This window comes from Niabella drilacis, assembly GCF_900101395.1.
Taxonomy (GTDB): domain Bacteria; phylum Bacteroidota; class Bacteroidia; order Chitinophagales; family Chitinophagaceae; genus Niabella; species Niabella drilacis.
On the sequence record NZ_FMZO01000009.1, the window covers coordinates 1 to 21,007 of the forward strand.

The 21,007-nt window shown below is 45.5% G+C and carries 22 protein-coding genes; 11 read left to right on the top strand and 11 right to left on the bottom strand.

Annotated elements, in window-relative coordinates; genetic code table 11:
* Positions 1–78 precede the first annotated feature (78 nt).
* Positions 79–291: a hypothetical protein gene (locus BLS44_RS15560; protein ID WP_090388646.1), complete on the bottom strand. Its 213-nt coding sequence runs from the start codon at positions 289–291 to the stop codon at positions 79–81.
* Between the two features lie 254 nt (positions 292–545).
* Here BLS44_RS15560 and BLS44_RS15565 point away from each other — a divergent pair, with 254 nt between their 5' ends.
* On the top strand, positions 546–1,724 hold the full coding sequence (locus BLS44_RS15565; protein WP_176954448.1) for an AbiH family protein: 1,179 nt from the start codon (positions 546–548) through the stop codon (positions 1,722–1,724).
* 329 nt (positions 1,725–2,053) lie between these two features.
* Positions 2,054–2,416 carry a hypothetical protein gene (locus tag BLS44_RS15570; RefSeq protein ID WP_090391153.1) on the top strand — a complete coding sequence of 121 codons (363 nt, stop codon included), beginning with the start codon at positions 2,054–2,056 and terminating at the stop codon, positions 2,414–2,416.
* A gap of 223 nt (positions 2,417–2,639) precedes the next feature.
* Here the strand turns inward: BLS44_RS15570 and BLS44_RS15575 are convergent, their stop codons facing one another.
* Positions 2,640–2,858, bottom strand: coding sequence for a helix-turn-helix domain-containing protein (locus tag BLS44_RS15575; protein WP_090391154.1), 219 nt, complete (start codon positions 2,856–2,858; stop codon positions 2,640–2,642).
* A gap of 147 nt (positions 2,859–3,005) precedes the next feature.
* On the opposite strand from BLS44_RS15575, the gene BLS44_RS15580 reads away from it, so the two are divergent.
* From BLS44_RS15580 to BLS44_RS15600, 4 genes are all read left to right on the top strand, one after another.
* Positions 3,006–3,275 carry a hypothetical protein gene (locus BLS44_RS15580; protein WP_143019800.1) on the top strand — a complete coding sequence of 90 codons (270 nt, stop codon included), beginning with the start codon at positions 3,006–3,008 and terminating at the stop codon, positions 3,273–3,275.
* Between the two features lie 362 nt (positions 3,276–3,637).
* Positions 3,638–4,102: a hypothetical protein gene (locus tag BLS44_RS15590; RefSeq protein ID WP_090391157.1), complete on the top strand. Its 465-nt coding sequence runs from the start codon at positions 3,638–3,640 to the stop codon at positions 4,100–4,102.
* A 52-nt stretch (positions 4,103–4,154) separates the two neighbouring features.
* Positions 4,155–4,658, top strand: a complete 504-nt coding sequence (locus BLS44_RS15595; protein WP_090391158.1) for a hypothetical protein — start codon at positions 4,155–4,157, stop codon at positions 4,656–4,658.
* A 149-nt stretch (positions 4,659–4,807) separates the two neighbouring features.
* Positions 4,808–5,218 carry a hypothetical protein gene (locus BLS44_RS15600; RefSeq protein WP_090391159.1) on the top strand — a complete coding sequence of 137 codons (411 nt, stop codon included), beginning with the start codon at positions 4,808–4,810 and terminating at the stop codon, positions 5,216–5,218.
* Positions 5,219–5,448: 230 nt separating this feature from the next.
* Here the strand turns inward: BLS44_RS15600 and BLS44_RS15610 are convergent, their stop codons facing one another.
* From BLS44_RS15610 to tgt, 6 genes are all read right to left on the bottom strand, one after another.
* Positions 5,449–5,853 carry a hypothetical protein gene (locus BLS44_RS15610; protein ID WP_090391160.1) on the bottom strand — a complete coding sequence of 135 codons (405 nt, stop codon included), beginning with the start codon at positions 5,851–5,853 and terminating at the stop codon, positions 5,449–5,451.
* Positions 5,846–6,187, bottom strand: a complete 342-nt coding sequence (locus tag BLS44_RS15615) for a phage holin family protein (protein WP_090391161.1) — start codon at positions 6,185–6,187, stop codon at positions 5,846–5,848. Before BLS44_RS15615 ends, BLS44_RS15610 begins: the two co-directional genes overlap by 8 nt.
* Before the next feature lie 133 nt (positions 6,188–6,320).
* Entirely contained in the window at positions 6,321–6,626 is a 306-nt protein-coding gene (locus tag BLS44_RS15620) for a YtxH domain-containing protein (RefSeq protein WP_090391359.1), read from the bottom strand.
* Positions 6,627–6,696: 70 nt separating this feature from the next.
* Positions 6,697–8,022 (bottom strand): citrate (Si)-synthase, eukaryotic, encoded by a 1,326-nt coding sequence (locus tag BLS44_RS15625; RefSeq protein WP_090391162.1) that lies wholly within the window; start codon positions 8,020–8,022, stop codon positions 6,697–6,699.
* Positions 8,023–8,305: 283 nt separating this feature from the next.
* Positions 8,306–9,409 (bottom strand): LptF/LptG family permease, encoded by a 1,104-nt coding sequence (locus tag BLS44_RS15630; protein WP_090391163.1) that lies wholly within the window; start codon positions 9,407–9,409, stop codon positions 8,306–8,308.
* Between the two features lie 43 nt (positions 9,410–9,452).
* The gene (gene tgt / locus BLS44_RS15635; protein WP_090391164.1) at positions 9,453–10,592 is read right to left on the bottom strand and encodes a tRNA guanosine(34) transglycosylase Tgt; all 1,140 of its coding nucleotides are present in this window, start codon (positions 10,590–10,592) and stop codon (positions 9,453–9,455) included.
* A 170-nt stretch (positions 10,593–10,762) separates the two neighbouring features.
* On the opposite strand from tgt, the gene BLS44_RS15640 reads away from it, so the two are divergent.
* The 5 genes from BLS44_RS15640 to BLS44_RS15665 all read left to right on the top strand — a co-directional run bounded on the left by BLS44_RS15640 (position 10,763) and on the right by BLS44_RS15665 (position 16,642).
* Positions 10,763–11,884 carry a glycosyltransferase gene (locus tag BLS44_RS15640; protein WP_090391165.1) on the top strand — a complete coding sequence of 374 codons (1,122 nt, stop codon included), beginning with the start codon at positions 10,763–10,765 and terminating at the stop codon, positions 11,882–11,884.
* A gap of 69 nt (positions 11,885–11,953) precedes the next feature.
* Complete coding sequence (locus tag BLS44_RS15645; RefSeq protein ID WP_090391166.1) at positions 11,954–13,195, top strand: serpin family protein; 1,242 nt, start codon at positions 11,954–11,956, stop codon at positions 13,193–13,195.
* A 338-nt stretch (positions 13,196–13,533) separates the two neighbouring features.
* Positions 13,534–15,978 (top strand): phenylalanine--tRNA ligase subunit beta, encoded by a 2,445-nt coding sequence (pheT, locus tag BLS44_RS15655; protein ID WP_090391168.1) that lies wholly within the window; start codon positions 13,534–13,536, stop codon positions 15,976–15,978.
* A 60-nt stretch (positions 15,979–16,038) separates the two neighbouring features.
* A complete protein-coding gene (locus BLS44_RS15660) occupies positions 16,039–16,329 on the top strand; it encodes a hypothetical protein (protein WP_090391169.1) in 291 nt (96 codons plus the stop codon).
* Positions 16,330–16,342: 13 nt separating this feature from the next.
* Positions 16,343–16,642 carry a cell division protein ZapA gene (locus tag BLS44_RS15665; protein WP_245729233.1) on the top strand — a complete coding sequence of 100 codons (300 nt, stop codon included), beginning with the start codon at positions 16,343–16,345 and terminating at the stop codon, positions 16,640–16,642.
* A 182-nt stretch (positions 16,643–16,824) separates the two neighbouring features.
* Here BLS44_RS15665 and BLS44_RS15670 read toward each other — a convergent pair whose 3' ends face one another.
* The 3 genes from BLS44_RS15670 to BLS44_RS15680 all read right to left on the bottom strand — a co-directional run bounded on the left by BLS44_RS15670 (position 16,825) and on the right by BLS44_RS15680 (position 20,748).
* Positions 16,825–17,523: a peptidylprolyl isomerase gene (locus BLS44_RS15670; RefSeq protein ID WP_090391171.1), complete on the bottom strand. Its 699-nt coding sequence runs from the start codon at positions 17,521–17,523 to the stop codon at positions 16,825–16,827.
* Between the two features lie 22 nt (positions 17,524–17,545).
* Positions 17,546–19,450, bottom strand: coding sequence for a beta-N-acetylhexosaminidase (locus BLS44_RS15675; RefSeq protein ID WP_090391172.1), 1,905 nt, complete (start codon positions 19,448–19,450; stop codon positions 17,546–17,548).
* Positions 19,451–19,707: 257 nt separating this feature from the next.
* Positions 19,708–20,748 (bottom strand): FAD:protein FMN transferase, encoded by a 1,041-nt coding sequence (locus BLS44_RS15680; RefSeq protein WP_090391173.1) that lies wholly within the window; start codon positions 20,746–20,748, stop codon positions 19,708–19,710.
* Positions 20,749–21,007 lie beyond the last annotated feature (259 nt).

A 21,007-nucleotide genomic window follows, 5' to 3' on the forward strand; every position in this document is an offset into this window, starting at 1 on the left:
TGTGCTGCATAAACCATTAGCTCTTGCAGCTTTGGAGAAATTTGAAACCCATTTTTACCATCACTAAAAGGATGCTTGTTATTTATTGTTACGTATCCGAGCGTCGTGAGGTTTTTTTTTACGCTTATCGTTGCCCGGAGTGCTAATGTTCTTTTCCAGGACCTCCCGACCCAAGTCCTGCCAAATTCTTACAAACTCGCTTTCATAATCATAAAAATCAGTAAGCAGGTTCAATCGCTGGAGCTCATCATATCGTTTTTCTGCTGCATCAAGGTATTGTTGTTTGGTCATGACTTATGGGTTTGTTTCTTAAATTTACCCATTATCCCAAAATAACTATGCGAAAATTTGAAATGCACCCAGGAAGAGTTTAATTATTCTCCTTTTATAATTATTTACTATTCTAATCTTTATTTTTTTATATATCTATCAAAGATTACCTGAACTCAGCATAAAGATTGTGGATTTTTAGGTTAAAGCAAGTCCCAGAAATGGGCTTGCTTTTTTGTTTTTTTGTACCTACTTTAGTGCTACATAATCACAAAATGAACAGACTAATTCTTATTGGAAATGGATTTGATTTGGCTCATAATCTGAAAACAAAATACTCCGATTTTATTTTTGGCTATTTGATGAAATGCTTTACAGAAGGTGAATTAAAGGGAACTTTCGAGGATGGGCTTTTAAAGGTTGCTTTCTTTAATCCTCAAAGATATATTGTTAATAACCACAATTTGGCCGACTGCAAAAGTATACAGGATTTTCAAAAGTTCGTTGTAAAGCAAAATCCCGTCAATGCAGCAGACATTTTTGGGAGAAATCACCGAAATTATCCCGACCCTAACAATAGGCAGAATTGTTTTATCCTCACGCTCAAGGATGGCTTTTTCGAACAGCTATTTATGAATGCATGTAATTATACTTGGGTTGATATTGAAGGTGAATATTATGCCAATTTGAAGAAGTTATTTCTTTCTGACAAAAAGGACAAACTTGAGAAAGTGAAAAAGCTGAATAGTTCATTCGCTCATTTAAAAACGATGTTGCATCATTATATTAGCAAAATAACACTCGATACAGGTTTTCAAGACGAAGTGTTTAATTTGCTAAACTCTTCAATTAATCTCAGGGATATTCCCACAATACATAAAAAGGAATTAGAAAATATAAGGAAAAAAGAGAAAGAATATATAGCTTCAGGTGGATGGGAAATCATGCCTAAAAGCACAATGTTTCTTAACTTTAATTATACAGATACCATAGCCAAGTACGCAGCCGAGTTGAATCTTACAAGTTCTTTAATGAATAACATTCATGGCACTTCAGATGTAGACATAGTTTTTGGATATGGAGATGAAATGGATGAAACATATAAACAAATGGAAAATGAATACGAAAATGAGTACTTAAAATTTGCAAAATCCTTCGGATATTTCAGAAATACCAGTTATCATGATTTAATTCGTTTTTTAGATGATGATATCTACGAAATAGTGATTTTGGGTCATTCTTGTGGGTTATCGGACAGAACATTACTTAATATGGTTTTTGAGCATGACAACTGCAAATCTATTAAACCATATTATCACGAGAGGAAAGATGGAAGTAACGATTTTTTTAATAAGACAATGGAGATTTCAAGACATTTCAAAAACAAGCAGAAGATGCGAGAAAGGGTTTTGCCATTTGATAAATGCTCTCCATTACCACAACTATCAGAATAATTAACAGTTTGAATTATCTGGCGTTCCTTGTATCAGGGGATAGCGTATTTTTTTTTTTGAATTCCTTTAAAGAAAATTTTTTTATAAAAAATTTCAGAGCGCAACCCAGTATAGATTCATCCCCGGCCTAAATGAAAAAGAAAAACACCCCCCGGCCTTAAATTGTTGTCTGGTGGTTTTTCCAGTAGATAATATTATTTATCATTTCTAGAGGATATTTCAAGCTCCTTCCCAATCACTCCTGCTTTCTAGCATCAGCACCTCAAACTATTCACTCTCACTCATTCTTGCAATACAATGCATTTTTTTAACCTAAAAATCTAAAAGTTATGTCAGTAAAAATTGTAAGTTACAAACTAAGAGAAACCTTTGAGGGCAAACAATTCTATGCCCTGCAATTACAGGGAGGCGCTGAAATTATTGAATCAAAATCAGGTAACCAGTACCTGACAGTAAAAAAAGCATCCATGGCCTCAACATTGGATGAAGATAGTTGCAAGGCTCTTGTTGGGACAGAATTGCCAGGAACTATAGAAAGAGTGCACTGTGAACAATATGATTACACTACTTCCAGTGGTGAAATTATATCCCTTGATTTCAGGTATGAATACAGGGCTTTACCCAAACCAACACAGGTAGACCTTACCCAATTTTATGAGCCATCAGGGAATGGCAAAATGGCAACGATCTAATTAATTTTATAGGGTGCTTTTTGTGGTAATTGACTGCAAAAGGCACTCTATATCTTTTTTTCTAGTAAGCCCCTAAGATAAAATGTTATAATTTTCAGTTTGGAATGAAATCTATTATTAATGTAAAAGCGAAAAGGAGGCCATTTATAGCCCAATTACACCTTTTTACATTTCAAAATGTAATTTTTTCAACTCTTATCATAATAGTCTTTTCAGATTAGAGCTAATCCAGTTTTACCAGTTCTGAAACAGGTAAGTTAAGAGCTTTGGCTACTTTGACAAGAGTGATAAATTTGGGATTTACATTACCTGCTTCTAATCTGGAGACATTCGATTTTTCCAAATTGACCTCCAATCCAAATGCATTTTGTGACAGTCCTTTTTCGGTCCTTAGCTGCTTGATTTTCAAGCCCAATTTCTTTAAAAGTTGTTGTTCTGTCATCTAATATTACAAAGAATATCAAATGTCAGGATAATACTTATCTTTGTTGATGTCGTTGACGACATCATTTCGTAGGCCAATTAAACTGATTTGCAATTGGGAAATGTCCAGTCAACTTCATAAATGATGCTTCAATATTTAAAAACCATGAATAAAAAAACTGCATTGGCTTTAGTAATTGGCGCTGCTTTGGCTATTCTAGTTGGGTTTATAACGGCAGACCATCAATATTATTATTATAATGAAGAGCATCGGACTTCAAAAACAGACTATCAAAAGCATTATGAAAATGATAGTAGTTATTTTAAGAAAATAGTACCGAATACTACTTACGTACTACTTTCCTTTATTTTAGGATTTGGAGCAACATGTGCTTTTGGGGGAAAGGAAAAATTAAAAATTGATAAGAGATATTGAACATTTTATAGTATGGGATTCTTAATGCTAGCAAAAAAGGTGGCCTTAAAGAGTATTACGAATGCAAGTTGTTCAAAGAAACCATACAAGTTTCTTCCTTTCCTATACACCTACTATGTGGGTACTACTTTTCCGACTAAGTGGAAATTCTTTGGATTCTATGTTCATATGATTAATTGTATGAAAAGAACTTCTGTAGGTAAGATTACTCATAATATAAGTAGAGAGAATCGAGTAGACAAGGATGACTTTATACTTGAGTTTTATGACGAGATTCATAAATATCCTGTATTAACAATAGAGGTAAAAGAGAATAAATCTAGATTGTTTTTTGATATACATCCATTTTAAAATCCAAATTCATGAAAAAATTATTATTATCATTAACAGCTCTTTTTGGTATTTGCGTCATCACAAATATTGCATTAGCGAGCGAAAACTATTTCATAAAGATCAAGTCTCACAATAGTGAAAAATTAACTACTTCAGATTCCACACAATACGCGTTAGTATATATCTACAGACCTAGAAAATTTTCAGGCTCTGCGGTTAAGGCAAATATCTATATGAGTAATGATGAAGTTTCGCGCCAAAGTATTGGGAAAGTCAAAAGTGGAAGCGATTTAATGCTTAAGTTATATGCCGAGGGAAAAACTTCATTTGTGGCTGAAGGTGCTCCTAAGAAGGGAGCAATGATAAATGTCAAATTTGGGAGAGAATATTACATGCGCATAATTACCCAAAATGTCATGGGCGTTGTCAGAGTAAAGTTGGAGTTTGTAGACGAAGAAACAGGAAGAAGGGAATATGAAGAACAAAAGCACTAATATTTAGCATTAATGCTGTTTGATTATTTGCTGTAAATAAGTATTGAGAACGATGATGACTATAGAAGAACAAGAAATACTGGTTGGCCAGTGGGAATCAAAGGATGGAAAAACGATAATGAAACTTAAACCCAGAGGTGATCTTACATTAAAAAGGGAGACAAAAAGAACAGCAAAGGGCTCTTGGAGTTGTGAGGGAGACATGCTACATCTAAACTATAATGAAACTGCCGGTGAAATTTTAAAATTTGAATTGGGAATGAGACCGAGAAAATATAGTTGTCGAATAACTTTAAAGATCGCTAACATTAATGCAGATAGGCTTAGTTTGATGCAGCAAAACAACAAGATTGTTGAAATTCGCAGGAATCATTTAGGAACAGAAAGAATATTGCGACGAGATAAAACAATCGCAAATGTCAGTGTCTCCTTGTTTTTAAGCTGTTTTGCAAGCTATATTTTGAGAAAACTGTTGACCCCTGAAATACCAACATTCATGATTGCGATTGTAAGCTATTTTGTGATTTTACATTGCGTTAAGAATTATCAGGACTAAAAATACTCCAATTAAAAACATGTCATTTATCTGATTTGGCAAATCTTCCTTACTGTTTAAATTATTCAATGATTCAGCACAATTAAGGAATAGGCAATTTTAAACATATTAAGCTGTCCAAAAGGGCAGCTTTTTTAATTCCAAATTTTATGAACTTTAATTTTTTACCATATAAGCTATATGATGATTCTTTTCTTCTCGTAAAAAGGCTAATTCTTGAGGGTGAAGATAATGGTGTTTTTCATTATACAGTGGCTTCCCTTCCTGTAAATGCAATTCTTGAAATTCCCATATCCAGTATAGCCTTGTATTTCTACAGGAAAAGGCTGATTACGGCTTATTACAAGCTGAATAGGACTTATCAGGATTGGGAGGCCATTGTAACCCGGTTTGAGGCTTATTTAGGAAAGGATGCCCTTTGCTGGGAGGAAGATGAGGGAAATCTTTATAATTGGCAAAAAAGGAATCAATTTTTAGGCATATTGGCAGATCAAAAGAATAATTCTATAATGATCTATCATACTTTTAAGAGGTATAATGTGTTTGAGGATAGTTCCTAATATGTTTCCCTTTTCACAATCTACTATGATTGTAATTCTGCAACTAAAATTTAGAAAACAATATTTTGGGTACCACTTGGGTATTAATAGCGATATAAAGATAGAGGAAGGTGTTGAAAATCAATAAGAAGTAGAGCTAATAGCGCTTGCATGGCATGCAAGAGGTCACCGGTTCGAATCCGGTATTCTCCACCAGGTAAAGAAGCCGTTTCAATATTGAGACGGCTTCTTTATTTTTCTTTATTGCGGGCAGGGCGCTCATCGCGCATCCGCGATGCCGTTTTGTGCAGCAGCTGCCCGATCCGGTCCGCCGCTTTTTCGCTAACGAGGTAGGTAGCTATCTTCTGCACGAGTACGGGAGCCACCAGCCGCGACAACCAGCCTGCTTTGCGCAGGATCCCCTTGCGGATCACCAGATCCGTCAGTTTGGTAACACCCATCGCGATCAGCGGGTTTGAGCTGTCGGCATTCCAGATCTTTTTGGTGGTTTTGGCAATCTGGCTGATGGGATTCAGGGTATCCTTTATTTCTTCAACAGAATACCGCAACTGCGTTTTATGTTGCCTCAGGCGGGCTTTAAGCCGGGCCTTTTCCTGCATGAGTTCCTGGTGCGTGGTAATAACGGGCTTAGTCATAAAGATTCTTAATAATAATGTTGCGGATCAGCGGCTGAATGGTCTTTTTGCTCAGTGCGAGTATGAGTACTAAAACTAACAGCAGGAATCCGGCTACAATAAAAAAGCCAAGCATCGGATTACCCAATGCATGCCCGATCCAGTAACTGGCTCCAAACCCTATGAACAGAAAGATAAAAAAGGCAAGACCGGTAACCAGCGCCAGGATTAGAAAGGAAGATCCCAGCTTACTGCCTTTATCTACAATGTTGAGCACCGACAGGCGGTAATAGGTCTTTGCAATTTCCTCAACATCTTCTGCCACATTTTCCAGCTTTTCTTTCAGTTCAAGCATAGTTTGCGTTTTATAGTTACAATAAAAAAAGGTTGCCTCAAAAGTATATTGTTTTTAACGAACCAGCGTTCCTGACTCAACAATAAACTTTGCAGACAACCCGTTTATAGGTAAATGATCCGTTTATCTCACCTTATTTGGCATACTCATCAGCTAAGTCATTGTATTGGCCTTTAAGCTCATCATAATGGTCCCCGGCCTGGCCTTTGAACCGCTGGTAACCTTTTTTTGCTTTATCTACCGCTTTGTGCGAAAGGTCTGAAAGACTTTCTTTACCGGAAGCGATCAGGCTTCCCAGTGAATCAGCCCAGTCATTGGCTGTATTCTTCATTTTTTTACGTGTTTTCTTGCCTTCCTCTGTATAGAACAGCAATCCGATTGCGATGCCTGCCAGTGCAGCACCGGCAATGCCTAAAAGGTACTTATCTCTATTTTTCATAAACTTTTTTTTATTTAGTTGAATAATCAGCAATTACTAATAAACCCTAAAAAACCGTACCAAAAAAGTCCTAATCGCCAAGGTTTTCCACTTCTTTATTCAGCCATCTTTTTACTGCAGCCGTGGTCACGGACTTGGGGCGCTCCAGGGGCATCCCCAGGGCGCGGTCCCAGCAAAGACTTGATAATACCCCCAGCGCCCGGCTTACAGCAAAAAGTACTGTATAATATTCGTATTCCTTCATGCCATAATGCACCAGCAATGCGCCGCTATGCGCATCCACATTGGGCCAGGGATTTTTTACTTTACCCAGCGCCTGCAGAATGCCCGGTACCGTTTCATATATTCTCCAAACCGTATTTACCAGCGGGTCATCGGGCATATGTTTTTTACCAAACTCCATCTGCGCTGTAAACCGGGGATCCGTCTGACGCAGTACGGCATGCCCGTATCCCGGCACTACCTTTCCTTCGCCGAGGGTCTTTTTTACATATTCTCCTATTTGTTCCGCAGTGGGCGCTTCCGTATTCAGCTCCTTCTGCATTTCAAAGATCCACTTGATCACTTCCTGGTTGGCCAGGCCGTGCAGGGGTCCCGCCAGGCCGTTCATCCCGGCCGCATAGCTCAGATACGGGTCGCTTAATGCCGAGCCCACGAGGTGTGTGGCATGTGCAGAAACATTGCCCCCTTCATGATCGGCATGGATGACCATATACAGGCGCATCAACTCCTTAAATTCTTCATTGTCGTACCCCAGCATATGAGCAAAGTTGGCAGCCCAGTCGAGCATGCCATCCGGCTGCACCGCTTTACCACCCTTGTACTTACGGCGGTAAACAAAAGCCGCTATATGCGGTAGCCTCGCAATCAGGTTCAGCGTATCTTCCAGTGTAGCCTCCCAGTATTCTTTTTTGGAGAACCCTTCGGCATAACGTTTTGCAAAAACACTCTCGGCCTGCAAGGCCATTACCCCTACCACAAACTGGGTCATGGGATGCGTATCCTTGGGCAGGGCTTTCATAGTATCAAACACATAGGTTGGCACATGACTGCGGCGTTGCAATATGGCGCTCAGGTTCTCCACATCTTCTTCGGTAGGGATCTCACCAATCATCATCAGGTAAAACAGTGCTTCCGGCAGCGGCTCGGAGCCTCCTTTGGCTTTGGGGAGCTGCTCTCTCAGTTCAGGAATGGAGCGCCTTTTGAAACGGATCCCATCCTGTGCATCCAGCAGGGAAGTTTCGGTAACCAGGGCGGTCATCCCCCGCATTCCCTGGTAAATCTGCGCCAGCGTGGTTTCACCAATAACCGTATTCCCATGTTCCTGGAGCAGGGTCTTGATCTCTGCCCCAAGCTTATCCGCCTGCTCTTTAAACTTCACTTTGAATTCTTCCATATATGCTCTTCGTCTTAACTATTAAAAAATGGTTTGCGCTAAAGATAGTTAAAGCCAATTGCCACAACAAATTATATTTTAGTATTTTTTCAGAGGCAATAAATACTTAACAAAATACCTGTAAAAGGGTTTAAAATAGCAGCGATTAGTTGTCAGCTGTCAGTTTTCAGTTATCAGGGCCCTTTAAATAATATGAAACCACATTCGACAATGTTCCACCACGTTAAATACGGATTTAACCTGAGACTTGAAAACTGAACACTGATACCTGACGGCTGACCGGTTATTTGGGTGCCGTTGTGTATAGCCGGAGTGCCACCAGGGTAAAAAAGAGGTTGGGTATCCAGGCTGCGAGCAGCGGGGGAAAGCTTCCCTTGGTGGAAAATACCGTTGAAAACTGATCGGCCAGAATGAACACGGCTGCAATCACAATGCCCAGGGCCAGGTGCATTCCGCTTCCGCCCCGGGTTTTACGGCTGGCAATTACGGCGCCTATAAAAGTGAGCAGCAGTACCGTAAAGGGGGTAGATGTCCGTTTATATAATTCAACCTTCAGGGCATTCAATCCTTCTGTACCCCGCAGTTGCTCGTTTTTGATCAGGCGCTTCAGCCCCGGTGTGGTCAGCTTATCCTTGAGGTATTCGTCTTTGATCAATTCATCCGGGGCCATATTCAGCCGCACCACTTTCTCCTTAAGATGTGTTACCCGCTCGCCAAGGCTGTCTACCTGGCGCTCCACTACATTTTCAGCCACCCATCTCCGCATCTTTTTGGTGGTATCCCAGCGCACCGACTCCGCCCGCAGGTTATAAACAACCCTCCCTTTTTTAACCCGGTCTATAAAAAATGCACCGCTTTTCTGTGTAAGGGCATCAAAATTCTTAACCCCCATGTAGGTAACACTGTCTACCCGTTTGTAAAAGCAGGTGCTGCAGGCACTTTCCGAGCGGTTCTTGAGCGGGTCATTTTTATCGATATAGGTCTTCCGGAAATTGCTCATGATATTATTGGCCATCGGGATAAAGTAGGCCCGGCCAAAAAAGAGCAGGGTTGCCAGCAACAGCCCTCCTATCATATAAGGGCGCAGGAAACGGGTAAACCGGGTACCGCTGGCCAGGATGGCGATCACCTCCGACCGCAACGCCATTTTACTGGTAAAGAAGATAACGGCAATAAAAACAAACAGCGGGAACAATAAGCTCCAGATATAGGGGATAAACCCCATATAATACTTGGTAAAGATCTGCCAGGAAGAAAGTCCTGATTTTACAAAATCATCTGATTTTTCACTGGTATCAATGGCTACAGCGATCACCGTAAATAACAACATGCAAAACACAAACGAGATCAACAGTTTGTTTAATATGTACCAGTCCAGTTTCTTCATGAAATATATAATCTGTAAAAATAGCCGAAAAAAAAGATATTCCTTACAGCCGCCTTTTTAACTTAACAATCATTTGGTTTTTCCAGGAATGATAATTGCCCGAAATGATCTGCCGGCGGGCTTCCTGTACCAGCCACAGGTAAAAAGCGAGGTTGTGCACGCTGGCAACGGTAAGCGCCAGGAGCTCCCCGCTTTTGAAAAGATGCCGCAGGTAGGCCTTGCTGTACAGGTTGCTCATAGGATTGGGCAAGCCCTCATCGATGGGCGAATAATCAAATTCCCATTTCTTATTATCGATATTGATAACGCCCTCCGTGGTAAACAGCATGGCATTGCGCCCGTTGCGGGTGGGCATTACACAGTCAAACATATCAATGCCCATACCAATGCATTCCAGGATGTTCCAGGGCGTTCCTACCCCCATCAGGTATCGGGGTTTGTGCACGGGCAGGTGCTGGCAGCACCAGTCGCAGATCTCGTACATCTTATCCTCCGGCTCCCCTACGCTCAGGCCTCCGATGGCATTGCCGGGGGCGTCCTTCTGGGTAACAAAATCACAGGATTCCTTTCTCAGGTCTTTAAAAGTGGCGCCCTGTACGATGGGAAACAGGTTTTGGGTATAGCCATATTTATCCGGGGTGGAGGTAAACCGGTCCCAGCAACGGTTCAGCCAGCGGTGCGTCAGATCCAGGCTCTTGCGCACGTAACCATATTCACTGCCTCCCGGAGGGCATTCGTCAAACGCCATTATAATATCTCCTCCTATTACCCGCTGGATGTCCATCACCCGTTCCGGGGTAAACAGGTGCTTACTTCCGTCAATATGCGAGGCAAAAGTGACGCCCTCCTCTTTGATCTTGCGGGTTCCGGCCAGGGAAAACACCTGGAAACCGCCGCTATCCGTAAGAATGGGGCGGTGCCACTGGTTAAACCGGTGCAGTCCGCCCGCTTTTTCCAGCACTTCCAGCCCGGGCCGCAGGTATAAATGATAGGTATTGCCCAGGATGATCTGCGCCTGTACCTCGCTCTCCAGCTGGGCCTGGGTAACCGCTTTTACGGAGCCCGCGGTTCCCACCGGCATAAAAATGGGGGTCTCGATCAACCCGTGATCGGTCTGGATAAGCCCTGCTCTAGCGGCAGATCCCGTATCGGTGTGCTGTAACTGAAAACTGAGTTGCGCCATAAATTGGCCGCAAATTTAACGCAATAAGGGAGATTTGAGAAAGCCGATTTGAAATTTGAGCTCCCCAACCCGGCGGTGACAACTGCCTGCTGATTGCTGAAGGCCATCGCAGTTCTCAAATCTCAGGTCTCAAAACCCGGAATTAAAAATTAGCACCCTATATTTGCGGCATGCCGGATCTAACCCCTGGATATATCATATTTATTGTATTACTGCTTTTTACGGCTGTTCTCCTGTTCTACTATTTCTATTTCTTTTTGCGGCTGGTCTTTTTCAGGCCTAAGGTCAGGAAAACGATGCAGCAGCAACCCGTCAGCATCATTGTGTGCGGCAAGGATGAGGCCCGCAATTTTACCAGGAATATCCCGGGCCTTATTTTCCAGGAATATGCTACCAGCCATCAGATCCTTGTGGTGAATGACAATTCCGTTGATGACAGTAAATTTATTTTGCAGGAGCTGCATGCCAAATATGGCGGACTCTCCGTCTTAAACCTCCAGCAGAATGCACAGCACATCCCGGGTAAAAAATATCCGTTATCCATGGGTATCCGCGAAGCCGTACATGAGATCCTCCTGCTGACAGATGCGGATTGTGTACCGGCTACGGAGTTCTGGCTGCAAAAAATGCAGGAACCCTACGAAGATGGGGCCGATATTGTATTGGGCTACGGAGCCTATCACAAACACCCGGGGTTCCTGAATAAAGTGATCCGGTACGAAACCTTCCACAGCGCGCTCCAGTACCTGTCCTATGCCCTGGCTGGCCACCCTTACATGGGTGTGGGCCGGAACCTGAGCTATAAAAAAAGCCTTTTTTTAAACAACAAAGGCTTCTCCGGCATCAATCACCTGCCAGGCGGCGATGATGATCTTTTCATTAATAAAGTAGCCACACCCCATAATACCGCAATTGTCATAGACCCGGCTGCGCATACGCTCAGCAGCCCCAAAAGGACCTGGAAAGAGTGGAAAAATCAAAAGAACCGGCATTTTAGCACTTCCAAATATTACAAAACAAAACATAAGATACTCCTTGGTTTATATAGTCTGTCTCATTTTTTATTTTACTTCCTGGTAATAGCCTGCTGCCTGGGGTTCGACTGGCGGGTGGGACTGGGTATCCTTGCGGGCAAATCCATTATCCAGCAGCTCATTTTTTCCAGGGTGATGAAACGGCTCAACGAGGCGGATCTCCGTAAATGGGTGCTGGTCATGGACCTCTGGATGGTGCTGTACTACCTGCTTTTTGCTCCTATGCTGATCAAAAAAGAAAAAAAAACCTGGAATTAACGAGTTCCTGTTGCGAAAAGGACAGATCCTGCGTTTAGGTACGGTGTAACAACTTAAACCAGACCGGTCATGACAAAATGGCAATCGTTTTATTGTGCAGGCTGTGCAGCCCTGCTGCTTGGCAGCTGTGCAAAAAGCACGCCTGGGAAAGGGGAACCGGATCCCCGGGCTGATCAGCCAACGCCCATTGCCCTGTCTGCTTCGGTTCGGGGGTCCCAGTCGGGATTTTCCTTCTCCTTTTTTAAAGAATTACTAAAAACAAAACAACCGGGGGAGAACCTGTTTGTTTCGCCGTTAAGCCTGCATATGGCCCTGAGCATGGTGGCCAATGGCGCAAGCGGCACAACCAGGGAGGAGATCCTGCATACCCTGCAGGCAAAGGACCTGTCGCCGGAGGCGCTGAACCAGGCCTGCCGCACCCTCCTGGAAGCGCTGCCCGGAGCCGACCCCGCCGTAACGATGGGTCTTGCCAATGCCCTATTCTATAAAAACAGCTTTCCCGTAGAAGCTCCTTTTTTACAAACGCTGACCGGTTATTATAAGGCGCAGGTATCCGGTCTCTCTTTTAAGCCTTCGGATCTGCCGCTGATCAACAGGTGGGCCAGCGACCATACCCATGGAAAGATACCGAAAGTGCTGGACCGGCTGGATGAGGATCTCGTAGTGCTCCTGCTGAATGCACTTTATTTTAAAGGCGTCTGGCGGGTTAAATTCGATAAAGATCAAACCCGGCCCGCAGTATTCACTAAAGCAGATGGGACATCCCTGCAGGTGAACATGATGCACCGGACAGATACGGTAAAATACGCCACCACCACCGATTTTGATGCCATTCAAAAACCATATGGCAACGGGCAGTTTACCCTGACTGTTCTTTTGCCAAAAACAAGTGCCGTTGCAGACCTTTTTAACCAGATGGATCCACCAAAATGGAATGCGCTGCAAGGCTCATTCCGCACTATGAACGTGGGGGTCGCCATCCCCCGGTTCAGACTGCAGCAGGAATTCAGGCTCAATGCGGTATTGGAGGCCATGGGAATATCAAAAGCCTTTGACCACCTGGCCGCCGATTTCAGCGCATTGAGCAGGGACCCTTCTTTTATCAGTTTTATACAGCAAAATACCTTTGCCGCCGTGGACGAAGAAGGCACGGAAGCCGCTGCCGTTACGACTGTTGGCGTTGGCGTAACCAGCCTACCTTCCGTACCGCAATTTATCTGTAACCGGCCCTTTGGCATTGTGATCAGCGAAAATACTTCACAAAGCATCCTGTTTATGGGGCGTATTTCTCAACCCGCAGACTTACCGTAGCAAAAGCACCTCTTTTGGAGCCCCCGCATTGGTATAATGCAGGGGCTTTTTTTGTACCCGGCAGCAGGTGCCCGCAGTTCATTCCCGCTGATCTGCTCCAACGATCCAATCGGGCTCCTGTCCCCAACCCAAGGCTTATGCAATTGCCGCCAGGATCTGCCGAAAGCAAAAAGCAGATGGCGGAATGCTAAAAGCGGGCCGCTGTCAACAGGCTTCTATTTCAGACTGATACCAGCCATCCGCAGACCGGTTTGCTGCTGACTTTCGCAGATCTTATTCGTATAGCTGAAGGCTAAATTGTATATTCGCAGTCCGATTTTATTAATTTTTAAGCGCAAATGACAATATCCTATAAATGGCTGAGTGACTACCTGCCTACCGGACCAGCGGGCCTCCCGGTAGCCTTAAGTGCGGAACGATTAAGCCAGATCCTGACTTCCATCGGATTGGAAGTAGAAGCCGTTCATGAATACGAAGAACTGAAAGGAGGCCTCAGGGGCCTTGTGATAGGCGAGGTGCTGGAAACCAGCCCCCACCCCAATGCCGATAAACTCAAACTGACCCGGGTTGCCGTGGGGAGCGATACGCTCCGGATCGTTTGCGGGGCGCCCAATGTGGCGGCTGGTCAAAAAGTGATCGTAGCCCCGGTTGGTGCCACCATTTACCCCATCAGCAGTGAGCCGGTAACCATGAAACTGGCAAAGATCCGCGGTGAGGAAAGCCAGGGTATGATCTGCGCCGAGGACGAGATTGGCCTGGGCACATCTCATAACGGCATTATGATACTGCCCCAGGAGGTTAAAGCCGGCACACCCGCATCCGAATATTTCCAGAGCTACTCTGATACTATTTTCGAGATCGGGCTTACTCCCAACCGCATGGATGCCATGAGCCACTGGGGCGTGACAAGGGATGTGTGCGCTTACCTCTCGCATCACGATAAAAAAGCAGTACGGCCCAAACTCCCGGATACCAACAGCTTTAAAGCCCCCAAAGGCAAGACCCCGCTGAAGATCACGGTAGAAAACAAGACCGCCTGCCCGCGGTACAGCGGTATCTGCATTGACAACATCAAAGTGGCAGAATCACCTAAATGGCTGCAACACCTTCTTAAAGCCATTGGTCTGAGAACCATCAATAATATCGTAGACATCACCAATTTTATTCAACATGAAACGGGGCAACCGCTGCATGCTTTTGATGCTGATAAGATCCGTGGCAACCAGGTCATTGTCAGGAACCTGCAGGAGGGAACACCCTTTACCACGCTGGATGAAAAAGAACGGAAGCTGAGCGCCGAGGACCTGATGATCTGTGATGCGGAAGGCGGCATGTGCATCGGGGGCGTGTTTGGCGGAATAGAAAGCGGGGTAACGGAACAAACCACCCGTATTTTTCTTGAAAGCGCCTGCTTTGACCCTGTTACTATACGGAGAACCTCGTTCCGGCACGGATTGCGCACGGATGCAGCCACCCGTTTTGAAAAGGGAACAGATATTTCAGCTACCGTAAACGTTTTAAAACGCGCCGCACTTTTGATCCTGGAGATCTGTGGCGGCACCCTTAGCTCCGACATTTATGATATTTACCCGGAGCCGCAACCCAAAAAGGAGATCGCCCTGAAATACCATTATCTTAAAAAGCTAAGCGGCAAAAATTATCACCCGGATGCCGTAAAGTCGATCTTACAGGCCCTGGGATTTGAAGTAGAAAAAGATACCATCGATTCACTCCTGATCTCGGTTCCGTATCATAAACCGGATATCAGCCTGCAGGCAGATGTAGTTGAAGAGATCCTTCGTATCGATGGGCTGGATAATGTTGAAATCCCCACCTCTATAAAAATAACACCTTCTATTGATGAAAATATTGAAAGTGAATTAATAAAAGAAAAGATCGTATCCTTCCTTACCGGCTCGGGGCACCATGAGATCCTGACTAATTCGATCACCAACAAAGCCTATTATACGGAAGAGGAACTCAGCACCGTTGTGAAGATGAAGAACAGCCTGAGCGCCGAACTGAACATCATGCGGCCCGATATGCTGGAAACGGGCCTTGAGATTGTAGTGCGGAACCTTAACCGGAAGAATGACAACCTAAGGTTATTTGAATTTGGCAAAACCTACAGCATCAACAAAAAAGGAAAATTTGAGGAGCCGGATCATCTTTGCCTGTACCTGACGGGCAACCAGCAAACCGCCGGCTGGAAACAGCCCGGTATCAAATATGATTTTTTTGCATTAAAGGGCCTTGTCGAAAAAGGGCTGCAGCTGTGCGGGTTAACAGGATTGCAGTTTGATGAGCTAAAAGATACCAATTTCCAGTACGGACTGGAGCTTAAATCAGGTGCAACCAGCCTTGGTAAGCTGGGAGCGGTTCATAAGGATCTCCTGGCACGGTTCGACATAAAGCAGCCGGTATTTTATGCAGACCTGAACTGGACCGCGATCCTGAAGGCGGCCTTAAAGTATAAAACCCAGTTTGCGCCTATCTCCCGTTTCCCCGCGGTGCAGCGCGATATTGCCATGATCGTGGCGGAAGAACTGCCTTACCAGTCTGTAGAAGCCGCGATCCGGAAATTAAATCTTAAGAAGCTGCAAGCTGTACAGCTTTTCGACATATTTGTAAGTGATAAGCTGGGAGCGGGGAAAAAATCGCTGGCCATCAATATTACCTTCCTGGATGAAGAAAAAACATTGACCGACGGGGAGATTGATGGCTGGATGAAGAAGATCATGCAAAGTTTGGAGAGAGATTTGCAGGTAGAAATCCGGAAATAAATCTTAACCTGAGGCTATGTCGATCTTTGATGCGGCGCCTTAAACTGAAATTGTTTACCGATGAGTCAGGCAATAGAAGATAAAATAAAGCAAATACAGGAAAAACTGGTGCAGCTCTGTCGCAGGAACGCTGTTATTGAAAAGGAAAACACAGCCCTGAAACTGGCGCTGGAAGAATCAAAGACTTCGGCTGCAACCGCGGTTTCCAATGTGGAAGCCATACAGCAGCAACTTGATATTGCCCGGTACGGGAACACACAAATGAGCCCGGATGAGCGGAAAGCCTTTGAAAAAAGGGTGAATGGCTATCTGAAAGAGATCGACCGGTGTATTGCCTTACTAAGCGTTTAACCTAAATGAATGAATGATGTCAATGGAAGAAAACCTGATCCCCGCCAATATAATGATCGCCGACCGGCATTTCCGGATCAAAGTGGAGCCCGCTGATGAAGAAACCGTTCGCCACTCCATCCGGATCATTAATGATAAGGTGATGGAATTTAAGAAAACCTTTCCGGGAAAGGATATGCAGGACTATGTGTCCATGGTACTGATCTGGTTTGCCACCGAATTTAAAGCAGAAGCCACCTCTTCCATGGATGCTGATTCGATCATGGAAAAGCTGAACCAGCTGGAGGCGATTATTGATACAGAGCTGGGCTAATCTTTTTTTGTTCCAGGTCTGCAGTTCAACGTTTCGCGTTAGATCCGGTTTCATAGCTCCCGGCTCTCCCCCGAAGTTTCAGGGCTTAAATCTCAAATGCTGAATGCAAACAGGAGGTTCGGGTACTAAGAGTATAAGAAAGGACCAGGCCCGAACTTTAAACGTGACACCCGGAACCAACCCTAAAGCCTGCGCTTTACCATTTTTGCCCGGATGATCCGCACATTCCATATGGGGCGGTCCCGGTCCGGCCCCTTGCTTGTAGGCACGGCGGCTATTTTATCCAGCACTTCGTATCCCTTTATCAGCTGGCCAAATACCGTATAGTTCTGATCCAGGTGCGGCGTGCCGCCAACGGTTGTGTATACCTCCCTGCGGGCAGCGGGGATCGTTCTTCCGTTGAGCCTTTTTATTTCCAGTGTATCAAGGGCACCGCTGCTCCACACTTTTCCCTGAACGATGTAAAACTGGCTTCCGCTGCTGGCCTTCTGCGGGTTTACCGCGTCCCCTTCCCGCGCAGCGGCCAGGGCTCCTTTGCGGTGAAACAGGCTGGCATTGAATTCTGCGGGCACGGTGTAGGGCGGCCCACCTTCCCCCAGGGGTTTACCGCCCGGGGCCTTCCGGCTGCCGGGATCGCCGGACTGGATCATAAAACTCCGGATCACCCGGTGAAAAAGCACCCCGTTATAATACCGGCTCTTCACCAGCTTTATAAAATTATCCCGGTGCTGTGGGGTAAGATCACTCAGCCGCAGCAGGAGATCTCCATAGTTTGTCTGCAGCAATACATCTTTTTTATAGTCGGTCCGCACCGGCCTGCCTGTGGCGCAGCTGCTCCACAGCACCAGGCCCACACAACCTGTCAGCAGGAATTTACGCATCTTCAACAAAACAATATGCCGGTTATTTTTTTACGCGTTTTTTAAGATCCGCTACCTTGATCGTCATCTGGCGTCCCACTTCTTTTTTACCCTTGTAGGTAATGATGCGCAGCTCATCGGCGTCTTTCGGGATCTCCAGCGGTTCTTTATATTTCGGATAAAAACGATCCGGCGCCGAATTATCAAAGCTGGTATAAATATCCAGGCCGTCGATCTCCGGTGTAAGGGTCACAAAATAAGCCTGGTCCTTTTTGGAAACGGTTACGGACGGATCATAGATCGCGGGAGAATACTTGATCTCCGCGGCATTGAACCGGTCAAAGAACTGCTCGGTTTTGACAGCAAATTTTTTCCAGTCCTTCTTCTCCTGCGGCGACCAAACCGACTCGGCAATGGCCAGCCCCCGTGGCCAGGTCATGTACTCGGCCTGCCGGGCGTTGTAAACATTCTCCGTCCAAAGATTGGCCTGCCCCCCAAGGATATATTTTGCATTTGCCCCTTCAGGAATGGGATTAAATTTATATGCCTGTGATAAACGCAGCGAGGCATAAATGGGCACTTCCGTACTTACATCTCCCTGCATATAGTCGATATAGGCAAATTGGGTGGGACTCATTACCACGTAGTGCTTCGATTTGGATGCTTCGATGCCATATTGCTCCCCGCGCCAGCTCATCAGCGCCGCCGTTGGGGAGATGCCGCCTTCCAGTATCTCATCCCAGCCCATCATTTTTTTGCCTTTGGAGTTTACGATCTTTTCCAGGCGCTTTTCAAAATAAGCCTGTACCTGTGGTATGGTCTTCAGCTTCTCCCTTTTCATCAAAGCCTGTACCTGCGGGTTCTTTTCCCAGAAATTATGCGGTGCTTCATCACCGCCTACATGAATATACGGAAAGGGGAACAGTTGCGCCACCTCGGTAATGACCTTGTCCATAAAGCCATATACCTTTTCGTTGGCAGGGCAAAGCGTATTATCCACCATGGCAATGGGAGGCGCCCCGTGCGACCAGTCCATAATAGGTTCGCCGGCCCGCACCTGATATTTATCGGCCCCTTCGGTGCAGGACAGTTCCGGGTAAGAGGCGATCGCTGCCAGGCTGTGCCCGGGTACATCAATTTCGGGGACAATGTCGATAAACCGGTCCCTGGCATACTGCACCAGTGCCTTGATATCTTCATGTGTATAGTACCCTCCATAGGATTTTGGCTCGTCCGGCAGTGGCGCAGAAAAGGTATTGAACAATCCCACTTTGTTAACCCGCCATGCCCCTATTTCTGTTAGCCTGGGCAAACTTTTGATCTGCAGCCGCCATCCTTCGTCATCGGTCAGGTGAAAATGAAACATATTATACTTGAACCGCGACATATTATCGATGTATTGCTTTACTTCATCTACCGTAAAAAAGTGACGGGATACATCGAGCATCAATCCCCTCCATCCTACTCTCGGGTAATCCACAATTTCAACAGCCGGAGCCTGCAGGCGCAAGCCATCTACCCGTTCAACACTTTCGATCTGCGGCGGCAGCAATTGCAAAAATGTTTGGGCGCCATAAAACAGCCCCGCCGGCTTATTGGCGGTTACCGTTACACCGCCGGTTGTTACCGAAAGGGTATAACCCTCATCCCCGAGCCTGCTGTCGGCCCGTTTATTCAGCACCAGGTTAATGGTGGCGCTGGTATTTTCCTTTTGTTCCTGTACCGTTGCACCGGTATTAGAGATCCGGTCCTTTAACAATGCATAGGTATGCCCCAGGTCGGCCTTCGCCGGAAGACTGATCGTTACATTCTGCGGTAATGCAAAGCTGCCCGGTTTTTCGATAACCGAAACCGGTTCAGGAATCAACGCTACTACAGCATTCTTTTGCTGTGCTGAACCCAGCAATGAAAAGGCAAGGGCAAAAACCGTAAGGATCCGTTTATTCATATCGATCACTGATTAAAGATGTTGGCTTAAAATGCTAATATAACGCGAATTCGACAATGAGTGCGCTTTTGCATGAAAGAAAATGGCTGAATTGCAGGGCATGGCCGCTCCCGCTGGTTTACACAGATCCTTTTTCGCTGACCCAGGCTAAAAGCCGGCAATTGCTACCGATCGCATATTAAAGCAGTACCCGTTCTTTATAATAGCTTAGCGCGTATTGCTGTTTAAAACACGTACAACATTAGCAGTCTGCGCCCCTATTGCCGGACCCGCATCGCATCAAAACCCGCAGAAGCCGTATCGGCAACCGTGCCGTCCTTTTTTGTATAGATAAAATAACACTTCAGCTCCGGGTGTTTTTTCAGGAAGCTAAAAGCTTCACCCAGGTGCATGCCCATAAAAACATTGTCATAGGCATCGGCCGTGATAGCATCTGCTGCAAATACCGTAACGCTGATCATTTCATTATGAAGCGTATACCCGGTACGCGGATCCATAAGATGCGATACCTTTTTATTGCCGTTCTGGTAAAAATTGCGGTATTTGCCCGAAGTGGTTACGGCACCTCCTTTTACAAAAACCGTTCTGATCAGTACCGGGTTTTCCGGGTCTTCGTCTTTTCCCGGGGGGCTCTCGATCCCTATTTTCATCACTTCGCCGGAGGGCTGTTTCCGGCCCTTTACGCGGATCTCGCCCCCTACTTCTACCAGGTAATGCTCCACGCCCCTGCGCTCCAGGAAATCAGCGATCACATCCACGGTATATCCCTGCGCGATGCCGTTAACATCAATGGTCAGCCGGGGATCTTTCTTCAAAAGGCTATCTCCCCTGAAATATAATTTCCGGTAGCCTACATATTGCAATACTTCTTTTACCTGCTGCGGGCCCGGCATGGTCTTCGACCGCCCGTCGGGACCAAAGCCCCAGAGCTTTACCAGGGGCATCACCGTAATATCAAAGATCCCCGCCGAGGCCTTTGAGACTTCCTGAGCCTTGAGCACCACTTTTTTCAGGTGTCCATCGGGCACCAGCCCCCGTTTTTCCCGGTTAAAGCGGGTGATCAGGGAATAGGGTTTATAAACAGAGAGTGAGCTGTCCAGGGAATGAAAGATACTATCGGCCTCAAACCGGGTCAGGCTGCTATCCGGCGCATAGTAGGCAATATGGTAGGTAGTGCCCTGTGCAAACCCGTTCACGTGAAAGGCCTTCAGCGCCGGTTGTTTTCTGAAATCCGCAAAAGCAGCGATCAGCAACACCCCGCCCAGCAGCCAGCCGCCGCTCTTTAATAGTTTCAACATAGCCGCCAAAGATAGGATAGAAACGGGAAATGGAAGATTGCGGCTCATCAGCGGAGCTATTCAGGCAGATCGCCTTTCGTCCAATAAAACGCCGCTGTTTCCCGGTATGAAGGTGTATCAAAAGGTTTTTGAAGGCGCTGAGAATCGCGTATTTGACTTCACGCTCCATCACCTTACCGAATAAAAAGAGGCTGTCTCGGACTTTTGAGACAGCCTCGAATTGCTTTCAATTTTCGGATTAACTTTGGTCTTTGACAAC

Bases quoted from the DNA above. Each gene is read 5' to 3' on its own strand.
- BLS44_RS15560 (WP_090388646.1), bottom strand. From the start codon at position 291: ATGACCAAACAACAATACCTTGATGCAGCAGAAAAACGATATGATGAG.
- BLS44_RS15565 (WP_176954448.1), top strand. From the start codon at position 546: ATGAACAGACTAATTCTTATTGGAAATGGATTTGATTTGGCTCATAAT.
- BLS44_RS15570 (WP_090391153.1), top strand. From the start codon at position 2,054: ATGTCAGTAAAAATTGTAAGTTACAAACTAAGAGAAACCTTTGAGGGC.
- BLS44_RS15575 (WP_090391154.1), bottom strand. From the start codon at position 2,858: ATGACAGAACAACAACTTTTAAAGAAATTGGGCTTGAAAATCAAGCAG.
- BLS44_RS15580 (WP_143019800.1), top strand. From the start codon at position 3,006: ATGAATAAAAAAACTGCATTGGCTTTAGTAATTGGCGCTGCTTTGGCT.
- BLS44_RS15590 (WP_090391157.1), top strand. From the start codon at position 3,638: ATGAAAAAATTATTATTATCATTAACAGCTCTTTTTGGTATTTGCGTC.
- BLS44_RS15595 (WP_090391158.1), top strand. From the start codon at position 4,155: ATGATGACTATAGAAGAACAAGAAATACTGGTTGGCCAGTGGGAATCA.
- BLS44_RS15600 (WP_090391159.1), top strand. From the start codon at position 4,808: ATGAACTTTAATTTTTTACCATATAAGCTATATGATGATTCTTTTCTT.
- BLS44_RS15610 (WP_090391160.1), bottom strand. From the start codon at position 5,853: ATGACTAAGCCCGTTATTACCACGCACCAGGAACTCATGCAGGAAAAG.
- BLS44_RS15615 (WP_090391161.1), bottom strand. From the start codon at position 6,187: ATGCTTGAACTGAAAGAAAAGCTGGAAAATGTGGCAGAAGATGTTGAG.
- BLS44_RS15620 (WP_090391359.1), bottom strand. From the start codon at position 6,626: ATGAAAAATAGAGATAAGTACCTTTTAGGCATTGCCGGTGCTGCACTG.
- BLS44_RS15625 (WP_090391162.1), bottom strand. From the start codon at position 8,022: ATGGAAGAATTCAAAGTGAAGTTTAAAGAGCAGGCGGATAAGCTTGGG.
- BLS44_RS15630 (WP_090391163.1), bottom strand. From the start codon at position 9,409: ATGAAGAAACTGGACTGGTACATATTAAACAAACTGTTGATCTCGTTT.
- tgt (WP_090391164.1), bottom strand. From the start codon at position 10,592: ATGGCGCAACTCAGTTTTCAGTTACAGCACACCGATACGGGATCTGCC.
- BLS44_RS15640 (WP_090391165.1), top strand. From the start codon at position 10,763: ATGCCGGATCTAACCCCTGGATATATCATATTTATTGTATTACTGCTT.
- BLS44_RS15645 (WP_090391166.1), top strand. From the start codon at position 11,954: ATGACAAAATGGCAATCGTTTTATTGTGCAGGCTGTGCAGCCCTGCTG.
- pheT (WP_090391168.1), top strand. From the start codon at position 13,534: ATGACAATATCCTATAAATGGCTGAGTGACTACCTGCCTACCGGACCA.
- BLS44_RS15660 (WP_090391169.1), top strand. From the start codon at position 16,039: ATGAGTCAGGCAATAGAAGATAAAATAAAGCAAATACAGGAAAAACTG.
- BLS44_RS15665 (WP_245729233.1), top strand. From the start codon at position 16,343: ATGATGTCAATGGAAGAAAACCTGATCCCCGCCAATATAATGATCGCC.
- BLS44_RS15670 (WP_090391171.1), bottom strand. From the start codon at position 17,523: ATGCGTAAATTCCTGCTGACAGGTTGTGTGGGCCTGGTGCTGTGGAGC.
- BLS44_RS15675 (WP_090391172.1), bottom strand. From the start codon at position 19,450: ATGAATAAACGGATCCTTACGGTTTTTGCCCTTGCCTTTTCATTGCTG.
- BLS44_RS15680 (WP_090391173.1), bottom strand. From the start codon at position 20,748: ATGTTGAAACTATTAAAGAGCGGCGGCTGGCTGCTGGGCGGGGTGTTG.